This is a genomic window from Stutzerimonas sp. C6.4V (assembly GCF_058536345.1).
In genome coordinates this window covers 1,097,177-1,111,908 of record NZ_JBZUBM010000002.1, presented here as the reverse complement: position 1 = coordinate 1,111,908, position 14,732 = coordinate 1,097,177, and the positions used below count along the sequence as shown (strand labels likewise).

Below are 14,732 nucleotides of genomic sequence, written 5' to 3'. Positions count from 1 at the left end.
ACCCAGACAGGAATTTCCCATGAGTTACCTTTCCATTCGTGGCCTGCATAAAGCTTTTGGCGACACTCGGGTCTTCAGCGATATCGACTGCGAGATTGGCAAGGGCGAGCTGATCACGTTGCTTGGCCCCTCCGGCTGCGGCAAGTCCACCTTGCTGCGCTGTATCGCCGGGCTGACCGAGGTCGAAGGCGGGCAAATCCTGCTGGACGGCAAGGACCTGGTGCCAACCCCACCGCAGAAACGCCAGATCGGCATGGTTTTTCAGAGCTATGCGCTGTTCCCCAACATGACGGTGGAACAGAACGTCTCCTTCGGCCTGCGCATGCAGAAGGTCGCAAAGGATGAAAGCGCGCGGCGGGTGGCCGAGGTGCTGGCGATGGTCGAGCTCGGTGAGTTCGCCCGCCGCTACCCGAGCCAACTCTCCGGCGGCCAATGCCAGCGTGTGGCCCTGGCGCGCTCGCTGGTCACGCGCCCGCGCCTGCTGTTGCTCGATGAACCTCTATCGGCTTTGGATGCGCGAATCCGCAAGCATCTGCGTGAACAGATTCGCGCCATCCAGCAGGAGCTGAGGCTGACCACCATTTTCGTCACCCATGATCAGGAAGAAGCGCTGACCCTTTCCGATCGCATCCTGCTGATGAATGACGGATGCATCGTACAGAGTGCCGATGCTGAAACCCTCTACACCGCGCCGGTGAATGCCTTTGCCGCTGGCTTTATTGGTAACTACAACCTGCTCAGCGCCGATATCGCCTCCCGATTGTTGCAACGCCCTGTTCATTCGAAAATGGCGATCAGACCGGAAGCCATTACGCTGGTGAACGCAGCCGTGAATGGAGATGAGATTGCTGCGGTCATCAAAGGCCATAGCCTGCTGGGCAACGTGATCCGCTACAGCGTGGTGGCGCGCGACGTCGAGCTGATGGTTGACGTTCTCAATCGATCTGCCGCCGATCTCTATCCCCGCGGCCGCCAGGTAAGCCTTACCATCGACGCTTCGGCACTTCACGAGGTGGCTTGATGGCACTGGCAATTTTTGACCTGGACGAAACCTTGATCGACGGCGATTGCGCCAGCCTCTGGGCCCACGAAATGGCCAAGATCGGCTGGGTGGACGGCGAGTCCTTTTTGCGCAAGGACGCCGAGCTGATGGCCGAATACGCCTTCGGCACGTTGGCGATGGAGGATTACATGACCTTCAGCCTGGCGCCGCTGGTGGGCCGCACGGCCGAGGAAGTGGCTCATGTGGTCGAGCCCTTCGTTGAAGATGTGATCGAGCCGCTGATCTACAGCGACGCCATGCGTCAGGTCGCTCAGCACCGCATGGCAGGTGACCGCATCCTGGTGATCTCCGCTTCGGCAGCGTTTCTGGTCGAAGCAGTGGCCAGCCGACTCGGCATCGGGGATGTGCTGGCGATCCAGCTGGAGGAACAGCACGGTTTCTACAGTGGCAACACCCGAGGCGTGCTCACCTACCGAGAAGGCAAGGTGACGCGGTTACGCGAGTGGGCTGAGGCCCAGGGAGAGTCGCTGGAGGGCGCGTCCTTCTACTCCGACTCGATCAATGACCTGCCACTGCTCGAGCAGGTGGCGCATCCGTTCGTGGTGAACCCTGACCCGCTGCTGCGCGAGCAAGCCGAGGCGAAGGGCTGGCCTCAACTGGCCTGGCGTTGAAGCAGGACGCCTGGATCAGCCCTCGGCACTCAAGGGCAGCAGAACGCGGAACAGTGCGCCGTTGCCCTCTTTGCTCTCGACGTGGATCCGGCCTTTGTGCGCCTTGACGATCTGTTCGGCGATGAACAGGCCAAGCCCCAGGCCGGCACTGCTTTCGCTGCCTTCGGCGCGCTCGAACTGACAGAAGATTCGCTCCAGGCTCTTCTGGCTGATGCCGATACCCTGGTCGCGCACTTCGATGCAGGCATCGTTCTCCCAGACGCTGACGCTTACCTGCACCGGCTTGCCCGCGCCGTAACGCATGGCATTGGTCAGTAGGTTGGCCAGAACCTGCTCGATCCGGAACTCGTCCCAGAATCCGATCACCGGTTCCGGGCGCTGAAACAGCAGCGTGCAGCCGCTGGCCTCCATCTGCGGAGCGAAATTTTCCACCACATTGGAGACCAGGACGCCGAGATCCAGGCGGGTTGGCCGAATCGACAGCTTGCCAGTGCGAATCCGCGAGACATCGAGCATATCGTCGATCAGGCGGATCAGGCTCTTGATTTGCCGTTCATCCTTGTCGACCATCTGCCGCAGCTTGTCCTCACTGAACGCGGCAAAGTTGCTGCGACCGAGCTGCATCTTGCGCAGTTGTACTTCCAGGATCAGGGTGTTGAGCGGCGTCTTCAGCTCGTGGGAGACGATCGACATGAAGTCATCGCGCATGCGCACGGCATCTTCCAGATCAGCCTTGGTGCTGCGCAACTCGTCGAGCAACACTTCCTGCTCCCGACGGCTCTGCTCCAGGGCCTCGAGCTGGCGCGCCAGACGTTTGCGGTTGCGATACAGATCGACGAAGACGCTGACCTTGCTGCGCACGGCATGGGTATCGAGCGGCTTGTGCATGAAATCGACCGCGCCACTTTCATAGCCCTTGAATGCGTAGTTGAGCTCGCGTCCGGCGGCGCTGACGAAGACGATGGGGATCTGCTTGGTCCGCTCGGTTCCACGCATCAGCTCGGCCAGCTGAAAGCCGTCCATGCCGGGCATCTGCACATCGAGGATGGCAAGCGCGAACTCATGTCGCAGCAGCAATTCAAGCGCCTGCTCGGCCGATTCGGCCTGATGCACACGGATACCCGGCGCCTTCAGCAGGGCATCGAGAGCCAGCAGATTCTCGGGCAAATCATCGACGATCAGGAGGTTCGCTTCATCCGTTCGGTCAGGCATGGGTCACTCCAGTTCGCGCAACAGTCGATGAATATCGCACAAGGGCAAAATATGATCCGGCGCGAAGCGCTGGAGTGCTGCGAGGGGCATGGTTGGGACTTCGGCTTCCAGCGGATCCTGAACGACGGTCAGGCCGCCGGCCTGCTTGATGGCCTGGAGGCCGGCGGCACCGTCCTCGTTGGCGCCCGTCAACAGGATACCCGCCACACGCTCGCCCCAGGCATCGGCGGCGGATTCGAACAGGACATCGATCGAAGGCCGGGAAAAATGCATCGCGTCGTCCTGGCTGAGGGACAGGCTCAGATCCTCCTCCACCAGCAAGTGATAGCCTGGGGCAGCGAAATAGAGGGTGCCGCCCCGCACCGGCTCCTTGTCATCCGCTTCCTTTACCTTCAGGTCCGTCTTGCGCTGGAAGATCTCGACCAGCTGCGTAGGCCCGGTAGGTGGCACATGCTGAACCATCAGCAGCGGCAAGCGGAACGTGCGCGGCAATCCGGTCACCAGCGCACTGAGCGCGGCCAGACCACCCGCGGATGCGCCGATCACCACGGCGTCCAAGGACCGGCCAGACGGCCTGGCAGAAGCATCAGCTGCGTGCGTCATAGCTTGCGGAACACCCTTTCCTGCTTGTCGAAAGCCTCGAACCGCTCGGCAAAGCCGGAAAACTCAACGGTTTCCTTGCTGCCGAGGCCGAGAAATCCCCGATGACAAAGTGACTCGTGAAACAGGCCAAAGGCCCGGTCCTGCAATGGCTTGTTGAAATAGATGAGCACGTTGCGGCATGAAATCAGCTGCGTCTCGGCGAACACGCTGTCGGTTGCCAGGCTGTGATCGGCGAAGGTCATCCTTTCCTTCAGCGACTTGTCCATGATTGCTGAATCATAGGCGGCCGTATAGTAATCGCTAAGGCTATGCCTACCACCGGCACGCTGGTAATTGTCGGTGTACTGCTGCATGTCGCCAATGTCGAAGATGCCCTGCCGCGCGCGTTCGAGCGAGCGCGGATTGATATCGGTGGCGTAAAGGATGGTGCGCTCCAGCAGCCCCTCCTCCTTGAGCAGGATCGCCATCGAATAGACCTCTTCCCCCGTGCTGCAGCCGGCAATCCAGATCTTCAGTGACGGATAGGTGCGCAGCACCGGGACAACCTGCTCGCGCAGCGCCCGGTAATAGCCGGGATCCCGGAACATCTCGCTCACCGGAATGGTGAGGAACTGCAGCAGTTCCATGAACGCCGTTGGATCGTGGAGGATCCGCCCCTGCAGGTGCGAAATGGTCTCGCAATTCATCTGCTTGAGCGCCAGCAAGACGCGGCGTTTCAGAGAGGCGCTGGAATAGTCGCGAAAATCGTAGCTGTAGCGCAGATAGATCGCTTCGATCAGCAGCTTCAGTTCGATGGCCTGGTTGCGGTGCGGCATCTCACAACAGCTCCACTTTTGGCAGCCAGACACGGATCAGCGAAAACAGGCGGTCCAGGTCGATGGGCTTGGCCAGGTAATCATTGGCCCCGGAACTCAGGCAGCGATCCTGATCATCCTTCATCGCCTTGGCGGTCACGGCGATGATCGGCAGCTTGGCGAAACGCGCATCCTTGCGGATTTCCTGCATGGCGGTGAAGCCGTCCATCTCCGGCATCATGATGTCCATTAGCACCAGGTCGATGTCGCCGACCTGCTGCAACTGGGCGATGGCCTCATGGCCGTTGCGGGCGATCTCGATCAGTGCGCCCTTCTGCTCCAGCGCACTGGTCAGGGCGAATACGTTGCGTACGTCGTCGTCGACCACCAGGATCTTGCGCCCCTCGAAGGCCTTTTCTCGACTGCGCACGCTTTTCAGCATCTTCTGGCGCTCCGGCGGCATGTCGGATTCGACCTTGTGCAGAAACAGCGTGACCTCGTCGAGCAGCCGCTCCGGTGAGCGCGCGCCCTTGATGATGATCGACCGTGAATACTTCATCAGCGCCGCTTCTTCATCGCGGGTGAGGTTGCGGCCGGTGTAGACGATCACCGGAGGGAAGGAACAGATCTCCTCGCGCGCCATCCGCTCGAGCAGCTGATGGCCGTCCATGTCAGGCAGCTTGAGGTCGATGATCATGCAGTCGAAGACCGTCGAGCGCAGCAGTTCGAGGGCCTGCTCACCGAACTCCACCGCGGTAATCTCGATGTCGACATCCTCGATCAGCCGGGACACGCTCTCGCGCTGGCGGGCGTCGTCCTCGACCAGCAGGATGCGTTTGACCTTCTGCGCCAGCTTGGCTTCGAAACGGCCGAACACCTCCTTGAGGTCCTCGCGCGTCGTCGGTTTGGTCGCGTAGCCGATGGCGCCCATCTGCAACGCGGCTTCCTTGCGGTCTTCCACCGAGACGATATGCACCGGAATGTGCCGGGTGATCGAGTTTTCCTTGAGTCGCTCCAGCACCGTCAGGCCTGAATGATCGGGCAAGCGCATGTCCAGCAGGATCGCATCGGGACGGAACTGCAGGGCTGTGTCGAAGCCGTGATCAGCGTTCTGTGCAATCAGACAGCTGTACTTCAGCTCGTGGGCAAGATCACGAAGGATGCCGGCGAACTGCGGCTCGTCCTCGATCACCAGTACCGAGCGCTCGAACGGGAAGCCCTCCCGGTCGTCGGAGAGGCCCGGCGCGCTCAGCTCCGGAGCGCGAAGCGGAGCTGCCTGAGCCGGACTGACCTGCACCGGTGCTGGCGCTGGCGGGACCTCGGGAACCTGTGAGACCGGCAGCGGAGTGGGCGCTTCGACGGCCACCGGGGCGCTGTAGTTTTCCGGCACGATCAGGGTAAAGACGCTGCCTGCCCCCGGCTCGCTGCTGACCTCGATGGTGCCGCCCAGCAGTTGCGCCAGCTCGCGTGAGATGGACAGGCCCAGGCCAGTGCCGCCGTAGCGGCGATTGGTTGTGCCGTCCGCCTGACGGAAGGCTTCGAAAATCACGTCCTGCTGATCGACCGGAATGCCGATGCCGGAATCGCGGACGGCAAAGGCGACCTGGCCCTCGCCGTGGCGGGTCACGTGCATTTCCACCGATCCCTTCTCGGTGAACTTGAAGGCATTGGACAGCAGGTTCTTGAGTATCTGCTCCAGACGCTGGCGGTCGGTATAGAGACTCGACGGCAGGTCGTCCGCCAGTTCCACGTTGAACTGCAGCGACTTTTCCAGCGACTGGGCCAGAAACAGGCTCCTCAGCCCGTCAGCCAGGCGAGAGAGGACCAGTAACTCGGGATGAACGTCGAGCTTGCCAGCTTCGACCTTGGAGATGTCGAGGATGTCGTTGATCAGGTTCAGCAGGTCGTTGCCTGCAGAATAGATGGAGCGCGCGAACTGCACCTGGTCGTCGTGCAGATTGCCGTCAGGGTTGTCTGCCAGCAGCTTGGAGAGGATCAGCGAGCTGTTCAGCGGCGTGCGCAGCTCATGGGACATGTTGGCGAGAAATTCGGATTTGTAGCGGCTGGCGCGCTGCAGTTCCTCGGCGCGCTCTTCGAGCATCAGCTGCACTTCGTGCAGGCGGTTGTTCTTCCGATCCATTTCGTCGCGTTGGCGGGCCAGCTCGGCGGAGTGCTCGGCCAGCTGCTCGTTGGTCTGTTCCAGCTCGGCCTGCTGTTCTTCCATGTGCGCCTGCGACTCGCGCAGTGCGTTGGATTGTTCTTCGAGCTCTTCGTTGGCGGCGCGCAGTTCTTCCTGCTGCACCTGCAGTTCTTCGTTGAGCTGCTGCGTCTCGGCCAGCACCCGCTGCAGGCGCTGGCGGTAGCGTGCAGCCTCGATGGCCGAGCCGACGCCATCACTGATGCGCCGCAGCAGCTCGCCATCCTCATCGCGCAGTGGCCGCAGGAAACCGATCTCCAGCACCGCGTTGAGCATGCCGCTGTCTTCGACGGGTGCGATCAGTACGGACCTGGCATCGGCATCACCCAGCGCCGAGCTGACCTTGAGGTATCCGGGCGGTACGCTATCGATCGTCATGGCACGGCGTTCCAACGCCACCTGGCCGACCAGCCCCTCGCCCAGCTCGAGTGTCCGCCCGTTGTTCAGGCGATCCTTGTCCCAGCCGAACTCGGCGACCCGTTGCAGCTTGCCGTCCTGTGTGACGTAAAGCGCCCCGACGGCCATTTCCAGGTAACGCGAAAGGAAGCTGAGAATGTTCTGGCCCAGGGTCGGCAGCGCCTGCTCACCGATGATCGACTCGCTGAGCAGCGACTGGCCGGTGCGGTACCAGGCCTGTTTTTCCAGTGCCGCGGCGTGGGCTTGCTGTTTCTCCAGCGACTCGGCGTAACTGTCGGACAGGCTCAGAAGATCGCGACGGCCGAAGTAAACCAGCAAGCCGCTGAACAGGAGGCTGAACAAGAGGAACGCGCCGATCAGAGCGGTGGTGATTGTCTCGGCCGTATCGGTGCGTTCCTTGCGCACCTGCCGCTCGTAGGCGATAAAGCTGTTGAGCAGCTGTCGCTGTTCTGTCTTGAGCTCCAGCCCTCGGCGGCTACGTACGTACTCTGTCACCGTCTCGCCCTGGCCACGGCGAGCGATAGCACCGTTGGCGTAGTCAAGCCATTGCTGGTGCAGCGCCCTGACGCGCTGCACACGGTTGAGCTGGACCGGGTCGTCGCTGGCGTAGTCATGCAGCCGCTCGAGCTGCTCTTCCAGCAGCGGAAGCTCTCGCCGGTAGGGGTCGAGGAACGCCTCCTCACCGGCAATCAGATAACCGCGCATAGACGCTTCGACGTCGCCGATCAGCTTGAGGGCTTCGTGGGCGTAGGACACGCCGACGACGGACCGCTCTACCCAGTGGCTGACATTGAGCAGGAAGTAGACGATGGCGCTGAAAAAGAATGCGCTGAGAAATCCGAAGCCAAGCGGGACCGCCACGTTGCGGTTGAGAATGCGCCTGAAGTTGTTCTGATCGATGTAGGAGTCGCCCATCCGCTTTCCTTTTCGAGCGCGCCCATGGCGGCTACTCACAGCAGCACGAGGAAGCTGCAAGGCGTCAAGCCGTGCACCATTCCCGGCACGTTCAAGGTGATTCGCGTGAAATAGAAGCTCACGCATGCAAGTCGACCCGGGACTTTACACCGCCTCGCTTTCAATCACAAAAAAGCCCGGCCGAAAGGCCGGGCTCAGAATTCTGGTTGCTGCGGGCTAGCGACGGGCAATGATCCAGACCGCGTGGATGATGCCCGGGATGTAGCCAAGCAGCGTCAGCAGAATGTTCAGCCAGAAGGCGCCGCCCAGGCCTACCTGCAGGAATACCCCCAGCGGCGGCAGCAGTATCGCGATGATGATGCGGATCAGGTCCATCGTGGTTCCCCTAAGGTCTGGTTTTGGCCAATTAGGCCTACTGTGAATCGACAGGATCTCCTGCCATGGGTTCCTTCTGCCTGGAGCCGACAGACCGCAACGGGCTAACGAAGGAAGGGGATCCGGCCATCACGGAGCGCGAGGCGGACCTGGCCTGCTGCGCTGGCGGCGGATGTTGATCCAAGAGAGCACGGCCAGCGCCAGCATCAGGCCGGTCATGTTGAAGTTACCCATCGCACCGTAGCCCAGGGCCGCCAGCGAACAGGCGACCAGGCCGATCCAGCGCACGTAGCCCATCAGGGTGCGAACGGTTCTGCCGACGCGATCGTCATCGGGCGACGTCATCTTGCCGGCCTCGCCCGCATGCGCTCGAGCTCCTTGGCATCATGGCTGCAGAACAGCGTGACCTCGTCCCGGTGCTCCAACGACAGGGTCCAGAGCCGATGCTGGTTGGCCAGACGCGCCGTCCGGTCGACCTCCATCATGCGTTGATAGAAGCGCAACCCCGGCGTGCAGTGCCGCTCGGTCTGCCCGACTTCCTCTCGATAGAAATAGGCATCTCCGGCATGCAGCAGCCAGCCGGCATCGGTCTGCAAGGCCACGCCGGCATGCCCGTGGGTGTGCCCCGTCAGCGGAATCAGCATGATTTCCGGCGGCAGGCCGCGCAGCTCCCGCACCGCCTGGAAGCCGAACCAGGTATCGCCGCCCGGCTCGTAGAATTGCCAGTTGCGCACCCCGTCCCACTGTTGATGACGATAACGCCGGTGACCCAGAAAACTGCGCGTTGTACGCGCCGCGTCCATTTCCCGCTGCAGGACATGAACCTGGGCGCCGGGAAAATCCTCCAGACCGCCAGCGTGGTCGAAATCCAGATGCGTCAGCACGATATGCCGTACATCTTCGGCCGCGAATCCAAGCTGGCGTACCTGTTCCAACGCTGTGAACCGGCGCTCGAACTGGATGTTGTTGAAGGCGATGAAGAAGCTGCTGAGACGCTTGCGAGGCTCCAGCACATCGCAAGTGCCGAAGCCCGTATCGACCAGCACCAGGCCATGAGTGTCGGTTTCGATCAGCAGGCAATGGCACACCAGGCTGGAGGTAAGCCCATGACTGAAGCCATCGAACAGCTTGCCGCCCAGCGGACACATGCAGCCGCAATTGAGGTGATGAACGCGCATGACACAACCTCCTCGGGAGACCGATGCCACGCAGCAGCTGGCTGCGCCATCGGACATCTTGATCATCTATCTATGTGTGAGGTCCAGGAGCGCAGCAGAGTTCAGGAACGCTCTGGCACCGGGGAAGGCTGATTCCGGCGCCGTAACAGGAACTACCCGCAGTTGAACTATCCTCAGGGGACCGAACAGTTCCATCGCTGTCTAACGCTGACACCGGGAGGCCACACCGATGTCCCAGCCCGTTAACCGGCTCGCCTGGCTGCTGATGCTGTTGCTGGTCCTCGCCAGTTCAACCCTTGCTGCGGCGCCGGTGATGGTGCTGCGTGTCGACGGCGTCATCGGGCCAGCCAGCGCCGACTACGTCATTCGCGGCATCCAGCGTGCCCGGGAGGCCGATGCGCAACTGCTGATACTGGAGCTGGATACGCCGGGCGGCCTGGATATCTCGATGCGCGCGATGATCAAGGAGATCCTCGCCAGCCCGGTGCCGATCGCCACCTACGTCACCCCCAGTGGCTCTCGGGCGGCCAGCGCAGGCACCTATCTGCTCTATGCCAGCCACGTTGCCGCCATGACGCCGGGCACCAATCTAGGCGCCGCCACGCCGGTTCAGATCGGCGGAGGCGGCAGCCCGCCCGCACCTTCGCCCGACACAGAAGAGGATGGCAAAGGAGGTGGCGACGCCATGAGCCGTAAACAGGTCAATGATGCAGCGGCCTATATCCGCGGCCTGGCGCAACTGCGTGAGCGCAACGCCGAATGGGCCGAGCGGGCAGTGCGCGAAGCGGTCAGCCTGTCAGCCCGCGAAGCACTGGAACAGAACGTGGTCGACTACCTGGCCGATGATCTTGGACAGCTGCTGAGCAGGCTGGACGGCAAGACCCTCCAGACCAGCACCGGCATGCACAGGCTGCAGACGGCCGGCGTCACCGTCGAACGCCATGATCCCGACTGGCGGGTCCGCATGCTGGCGGTCATCACCAACCCCAGCGTGGCGCTGGTCCTGATGATGATCGGCATCTACGGCCTGATCTTCGAGTTTTCCAACCCCGGCACTGGAGGCGGTGGCGTCATCGGCGGGATCTGCCTGCTGCTGGCGATGTTTTCGCTGCAGCTGCTGCCCGTCAATTACGCCGGTGTCGCGCTCATTCTGCTGGGCCTGGCGTTCATGGTCGCCGAGGCCTTCGTACCCAGCTTCGGCGTGCTCGGCCTGGGCGGCGTTGCCGCGTTCGTCACCGGTGCGGTGATCCTGATGGATACCGAGGTGCCGGGCTTCGGCATCCCGCTGACACTGATCGGCACGCTCGGCGTGATCAGCGCCCTGCTGGTCTTTGCCATCGTCAGCATGGCCTTGAAAGCCCGGCGACAACCGGTGGTCACCGGCGATGGCGAGCTGATCGGGCAGCTGGTTCGCATCACTGGCGTCCAGGCGGACCAACCCGGCAACGGCTGGGTACTGCTGCACGGCGAACATTGGCAAGTACGCAGCTCGGCACCGCTGGTGGTGGGACAGGAGGTCCGCGTGAAGGCACGACGCGGCCTGCAATTGGACGTGACGGCCGCCAACGAGCCGTCAATCGAGAAGAGGTGACGCATGGGTCTTGAAATGAGTTTTATCGCCGTCGCGGTGGTGGTTGTCGCATTGCTCGCATCGACGTTCCGCATCCTGCGCGAATACGAGCGCGGCGTAGTCTTCCAGCTGGGCCGCTTCTGGAAGGTCAAGGGGCCGGGCCTGATCATGATCATCCCCGGTATCCAGCAGATGGTACGGGTCGATCTGCGCACCCTGGTGCTCGACGTGCCGACCCAGGACGTGATCTCGCGGGACAACGTCTCGGTCAAGGTCAACGCGGTGGTCTACTACCGGGTGCTGGACGCCGAGAAGGCCATCATTCAGGTCGAGGACTACCACTCGGCGACCAGTCAGTTGGCGCAGACGACCCTGCGCGCGGTGCTTGGCAAGCATGATCTGGATGACATGCTGGCCGAGCGTGAGCAGCTCAACAACGATATCCAGCAGGTACTCGATGCGCAGACGGACGCCTGGGGCATCAAGGTCGCCAATGTGGAAATCAAGCATGTGGATCTGGATGAGTCGATGATCCGCGCCATCGCCAGGCAGGCCGAGGCGGAACGCGAACGACGCGCCAAGGTCATTCATGCTGAAGGCGAACTGCAGGCTTCGGAAAAACTGATGCAGGCTGCTGAAATGCTCGGCCGCCAACCGGGCGCCATGCAACTGCGCTACATGCAGACGCTGAGCAACATCGCCGGCGACAAGAACTCGACCATCGTCTTCCCGCTGCCCATGGAGCTGCTACAAGGCCTGGGTAACCTCACCAAGAAATCTGAATAGAGACCTTATATGCCCTTGCGCTCAGCCGTATCCGTTGTTCGCCTGCTCTCAGCCGTGCTGCTGACGCTCATCCTGGCGGGCTGCGCCGCGTTCTCCCAACGTGACCCGCTCAACGTGCAGGTTGCCGGCATCCAGCCGCTGCCCGGCGAAGGGCTGGAGCTGCGCATGGCGGTCAAGCTGCGAATCCAGAACCCCAACGACATGGCGCTGGATTACAACGGGGTGGCGCTGGACCTGGAAATAAACGGCCGGCGCCTGGCCAGTGGCGTCAGCGATGCAAGCGGCAGCGTCCCGCGCTTCGGTGAGACCGTGCTCAGCGTGCCGGTGACCATCTCGGCGTTTTCCGCCGCACGCCAGGCCCTCGGGCTGGCCGAGCACATCGGCCTCGATGAGGTGCCCTATGTGCTGCGCGGCAAGCTGGCCGGTGGATTGTTCGGAACCCAGCGTTTCGTGGAGAAGGGCACTCTGGACCTGAATGGCGCCCTGGCCGGTCCCTATCGACGGCCATGAACCGCGCAGCTGCGGATCGAAACGACAGGTCTGGCTGCCGCGCCTAGCCTCAGTCCGGGGCGCGCCGAGCCTGCATCGCTCAGGAGGCGCCCTGTTTCCCCCCGTCCAACCGACAGCTCCCGGCCCGGCAGCGATGGGCCTCATGATTCGGATCTTCCTGCATCAGTTTGCGCGTCACGCCGTTGGTCCAGCCGAATCCGTCCTGCAGCGGGTACTCGCCTCCGGTGGCATGCTCGACGCACGGCCTGAGCACGTATTTTTCCACCAGCTTGCTTTCCTGCTCGAACAGGTGCGAGACGATGCTCAGCCAGCGCTCTTCGATCTGCAGCGCCAGTGCATGATGACCGTAGCGCTGCAGCCCGCGGATACCCATCCATTGCAACGGAGCCCAGCCGTTCGGACGGTCCCACTGCTCACCACTGCCACTGACCTCGGTGGTCGACAGCCCGCCGGGTGCAAGCAATCGCTCCCGCACGATGTCGGCGACCTGCGCCGCCTGTCGTTCGCTGGCGAGCTCCACGAACAGCGGCGTCAGCGTGGCGGCCGTCAGGTTGTCGCGCGGGGATTGCAGGGTCCAGTCGTAGTCGAAATAGGCGCCGCGTTCATCGCTCCAGAGATAGCGGTCAATGGCCGCCCGGCGCGCCTCGGCACGGCGCTGGAAGTCCGCAGCGCAGCCATGACGCCCCTTTACCTCGCTGAGGCGGGCGATCTGACGCTCGAGATAGTGCAGGAAGCAGTTGAGATCCACCGGGACGATGTTGGTGGTGCGGATGCTCGACAGGCGGTTGGGATCGCCCAGCCAGCGCGAGCTGAAGTCCCAGCCGGACTCGGCCCCGGCGCGCAGGTCCCGATAGACCTCGTGTGCCGGCCGGCTGGATGAGCGCGCCGTCTCGATGTCCTCCAGGTAGGACTCTTCGCGCGGCGTGTCGCGCTCGTCCCAATAGCGATTCAGCACGCTGCCGTCCGGCAGGCAGACACAGCGCCGGTGCGCCTCGCCAGGACGCAATTGCGCGTCGCCTTCGTTCCAGAAGGCATGCTCCTTGAGCAGCTGAGGCAGGTAGTCGCTGGCGCGATGGACGCCGGTCTCCTCGAACAAATCGGTCATCAGCGCGAACACCGGCGGCTGGGAACGGCTGAGGTAATAGGAGCGGTTGCCATTAGGCACGTGCCCGTAGGTGTCGATGAGATAGGCGAAGTTGTCGGCCATGGCGCGCAGCAGCTCGCAGTGCCCGCTTTCATCCAGGCCGAGCATGGTGAAGTAGGAATCCCAGTAATACATCTCGGTGAAGCGGCCGCCCGGCACCACGTAGTCGTGCGGCAACGGCAACAGTGACGAGAATTCCGGATGCTTGCGCGGCTGGCGGGTTAGCACGGGCCAGAGTCGATCGATATGTTCGGCCAGGCTGTCGTCCGGGTTGGCGACGAATTCGGTGGGCTTCATTTCGTAGAGCACGAAATGCTCCATCACGAACCGCCTGAGGTCGAAGCCAGGCGTGCCGCTTTCTGCTCGATACGCTTCAAGAATGCGCTCCGGATGCTGGCGCGGCGCGCAGTCGACGAACGTCTTGCTGTCCGGGAACACCCGCTGCGTCTGCACCGCGACAAAGAGTTCCTGGTAACGATCGGCCGGGGTCAGGGTATCGGCCGCGGATACTGCACGGGTGTCATAGCTGAAGGGGCTCAGGTCGCTATCGGTCATTGCTCGCTGTAGTTCCATAACAGGCCACCGTCGATAACCAGTGTAGTACCGGTAACGTAGTCGGCGTCGTCCGAGGCAAGAAAGGCCACCGCACCCGCCACATCGTGGGGCTGACCAAGACGTTTGGCCGGGATGTTTTCCAGCAGCCCGGCAAGCTTCTCCGGCTGGTTCATCAGCGCCTGGTTGATTGGCGTCTCGATGGCACCCGGTGCAACGTTGTTGACGGTAATGCCCAGCGGCGCCAGTTCGATGGCCAGGTTGCGAGTCAGCATCTTCAGCCCACCCTTGCTGGAACAGTAGGCACTGAAATTGGGAAACGGCAGCTCTTCGTGAACCGAGCTGTTATTGATGATCCGCCCGCCCCGTCCACTGTCACGCAGATGCCGGGCGAACGCCTGGGACAGAAAGAAAGGCCCGCGCAGGTTGACGTTCAGGACCTGGTCGTAGTCCGCCTCGCTGACATCGAGAAAGCCCGCATGCTTCTGCACCCCGGCGTTATTGACCAGGATGTCCAGCCGCCCCATCTGCTGGATCGCCTGTTCGACCAGCCGGTAGCAATTGGCTGGCTCCGCTACATCCGCAGCGATAAAGCAGGCGCGACGGCCCTCGGCTCGCACCTGCTCGAGTGTCTCGCGGGCCTGGTCGTCATCATGCCGCCCATTGATGATCAGGTCAGCGCCTTCCCGTGCCAGGCGCACCGCAATACCCCGTCCGATGCCCTGGGAGCTGCCGGTCACCAGTGCAACCTTGTTCTGCAGTTTCATCGAATACCTCGCGTTGGCCGTTCAGTCGCAACGGCGTT

The 14,732-nt window shown here is 62.5% G+C and carries 14 protein-coding genes; 5 read left to right on the top strand and 9 right to left on the bottom strand.

What is annotated here, in order from left to right:
* Window positions 1–19: 19 nt before the first annotated feature.
* Window positions 20–1,021 (top strand): ABC transporter ATP-binding protein, encoded by a 1,002-nt coding sequence (locus tag AC4LFW_RS20940; protein ID WP_491821763.1) that lies wholly within the window; start codon window positions 20–22, stop codon window positions 1,019–1,021.
* On the top strand, window positions 1,021–1,674 hold the full coding sequence (locus AC4LFW_RS20935) for an HAD family hydrolase (RefSeq protein WP_491821761.1): 654 nt from the start codon (window positions 1,021–1,023) through the stop codon (window positions 1,672–1,674). Before AC4LFW_RS20940 ends, AC4LFW_RS20935 begins: the two co-directional genes overlap by 1 nt.
* 15 nt (window positions 1,675–1,689) lie before the next feature.
* Here AC4LFW_RS20935 and AC4LFW_RS20930 read toward each other — a convergent pair whose 3' ends face one another.
* The 7 genes from AC4LFW_RS20930 to AC4LFW_RS20900 all read right to left on the bottom strand — a co-directional run bounded on the left by AC4LFW_RS20930 (window position 1,690) and on the right by AC4LFW_RS20900 (window position 9,365).
* Window positions 1,690–2,886 (bottom strand): hybrid sensor histidine kinase/response regulator, encoded by a 1,197-nt coding sequence (locus AC4LFW_RS20930; RefSeq protein ID WP_491821759.1) that lies wholly within the window; start codon window positions 2,884–2,886, stop codon window positions 1,690–1,692.
* Between the two features lie 3 nt (window positions 2,887–2,889).
* The gene (locus tag AC4LFW_RS20925; RefSeq protein WP_491821757.1) at window positions 2,890–3,489 is read right to left on the bottom strand and encodes a chemotaxis protein CheB; all 600 of its coding nucleotides are present in this window, start codon (window positions 3,487–3,489) and stop codon (window positions 2,890–2,892) included.
* On the bottom strand, window positions 3,486–4,304 hold the full coding sequence (locus tag AC4LFW_RS20920; RefSeq protein ID WP_491821755.1) for a CheR family methyltransferase: 819 nt from the start codon (window positions 4,302–4,304) through the stop codon (window positions 3,486–3,488). The genes AC4LFW_RS20925 and AC4LFW_RS20920 overlap by 4 nt, the downstream gene beginning before the upstream one ends.
* A gap of 1 nt (window position 4,305) precedes the next feature.
* On the bottom strand, window positions 4,306–7,812 hold the full coding sequence (locus tag AC4LFW_RS20915; protein WP_491821753.1) for a response regulator: 3,507 nt from the start codon (window positions 7,810–7,812) through the stop codon (window positions 4,306–4,308).
* Window positions 7,813–8,028: 216 nt separating this feature from the next.
* Window positions 8,029–8,187 carry a YqaE/Pmp3 family membrane protein gene (locus AC4LFW_RS20910; protein WP_045423855.1) on the bottom strand — a complete coding sequence of 53 codons (159 nt, stop codon included), beginning with the start codon at window positions 8,185–8,187 and terminating at the stop codon, window positions 8,029–8,031.
* Window positions 8,188–8,316: 129 nt separating this feature from the next.
* The gene (locus AC4LFW_RS20905) at window positions 8,317–8,532 is read right to left on the bottom strand and encodes a hypothetical protein (RefSeq protein ID WP_491821751.1); all 216 of its coding nucleotides are present in this window, start codon (window positions 8,530–8,532) and stop codon (window positions 8,317–8,319) included.
* The gene (locus AC4LFW_RS20900) at window positions 8,529–9,365 is read right to left on the bottom strand and encodes an MBL fold metallo-hydrolase (RefSeq protein WP_491821749.1); all 837 of its coding nucleotides are present in this window, start codon (window positions 9,363–9,365) and stop codon (window positions 8,529–8,531) included. Before AC4LFW_RS20900 ends, AC4LFW_RS20905 begins: the two co-directional genes overlap by 4 nt.
* 229 nt (window positions 9,366–9,594) lie before the next feature.
* Between AC4LFW_RS20900 and AC4LFW_RS20895 the strand changes: the two genes are divergently transcribed.
* Genes AC4LFW_RS20895 through AC4LFW_RS20885 form a run of 3 tightly spaced genes read left to right on the top strand, consistent with a single transcriptional unit; the run spans window position 9,595 to window position 12,231 of the window.
* Entirely contained in the window at window positions 9,595–10,956 is a 1,362-nt protein-coding gene (locus AC4LFW_RS20895) for an NfeD family protein (protein WP_491821747.1), read from the top strand.
* 3 nt (window positions 10,957–10,959) lie between these two features.
* Entirely contained in the window at window positions 10,960–11,721 is a 762-nt protein-coding gene (locus AC4LFW_RS20890) for a slipin family protein (protein WP_491821745.1), read from the top strand.
* Between the two features lie 9 nt (window positions 11,722–11,730).
* Window positions 11,731–12,231 (top strand): LEA/WHy family protein, encoded by a 501-nt coding sequence (locus AC4LFW_RS20885; protein WP_491821743.1) that lies wholly within the window; start codon window positions 11,731–11,733, stop codon window positions 12,229–12,231.
* A gap of 79 nt (window positions 12,232–12,310) precedes the next feature.
* Here the strand turns inward: AC4LFW_RS20885 and treF are convergent, their stop codons facing one another.
* A complete protein-coding gene (gene treF, locus AC4LFW_RS20880; RefSeq protein WP_491821741.1) occupies window positions 12,311–13,930 on the bottom strand; it encodes an alpha,alpha-trehalase TreF in 1,620 nt (539 codons plus the stop codon).
* Window positions 13,927–14,694 (bottom strand): SDR family oxidoreductase, encoded by a 768-nt coding sequence (locus tag AC4LFW_RS20875; protein WP_491821739.1) that lies wholly within the window; start codon window positions 14,692–14,694, stop codon window positions 13,927–13,929. Before AC4LFW_RS20875 ends, treF begins: the two co-directional genes overlap by 4 nt.
* Between the last annotated feature and the right edge of the window lie 38 nt (window positions 14,695–14,732).

Coding starts and splice junctions, on each gene's coding strand:
- AC4LFW_RS20920 (WP_491821755.1), bottom strand. CDS start 4,304: ATGCCGCACCGCAACCAGGCCATCGAACTGAAGCTGCTGATCGAAGCG.
- AC4LFW_RS20875 (WP_491821739.1), bottom strand. CDS start 14,694: ATGAAACTGCAGAACAAGGTTGCACTGGTGACCGGCAGCTCCCAGGGC.
- AC4LFW_RS20895 (WP_491821747.1), top strand. CDS start 9,595: ATGTCCCAGCCCGTTAACCGGCTCGCCTGGCTGCTGATGCTGTTGCTG.
- AC4LFW_RS20925 (WP_491821757.1), bottom strand. CDS start 3,489: ATGACGCACGCAGCTGATGCTTCTGCCAGGCCGTCTGGCCGGTCCTTG.
- AC4LFW_RS20900 (WP_491821749.1), bottom strand. CDS start 9,365: ATGCGCGTTCATCACCTCAATTGCGGCTGCATGTGTCCGCTGGGCGGC.
- AC4LFW_RS20890 (WP_491821745.1), top strand. CDS start 10,960: ATGGGTCTTGAAATGAGTTTTATCGCCGTCGCGGTGGTGGTTGTCGCA.
- AC4LFW_RS20885 (WP_491821743.1), top strand. CDS start 11,731: ATGCCCTTGCGCTCAGCCGTATCCGTTGTTCGCCTGCTCTCAGCCGTG.
- AC4LFW_RS20940 (WP_491821763.1), top strand. CDS start 20: ATGAGTTACCTTTCCATTCGTGGCCTGCATAAAGCTTTTGGCGACACT.
- AC4LFW_RS20915 (WP_491821753.1), bottom strand. CDS start 7,812: ATGGGCGACTCCTACATCGATCAGAACAACTTCAGGCGCATTCTCAAC.
- AC4LFW_RS20905 (WP_491821751.1), bottom strand. CDS start 8,532: ATGACGTCGCCCGATGACGATCGCGTCGGCAGAACCGTTCGCACCCTG.
- AC4LFW_RS20935 (WP_491821761.1), top strand. CDS start 1,021: ATGGCACTGGCAATTTTTGACCTGGACGAAACCTTGATCGACGGCGAT.
- AC4LFW_RS20910 (WP_045423855.1), bottom strand. CDS start 8,187: ATGGACCTGATCCGCATCATCATCGCGATACTGCTGCCGCCGCTGGGG.
- AC4LFW_RS20930 (WP_491821759.1), bottom strand. CDS start 2,886: ATGCCTGACCGAACGGATGAAGCGAACCTCCTGATCGTCGATGATTTG.
- treF (WP_491821741.1), bottom strand. CDS start 13,930: ATGACCGATAGCGACCTGAGCCCCTTCAGCTATGACACCCGTGCAGTA.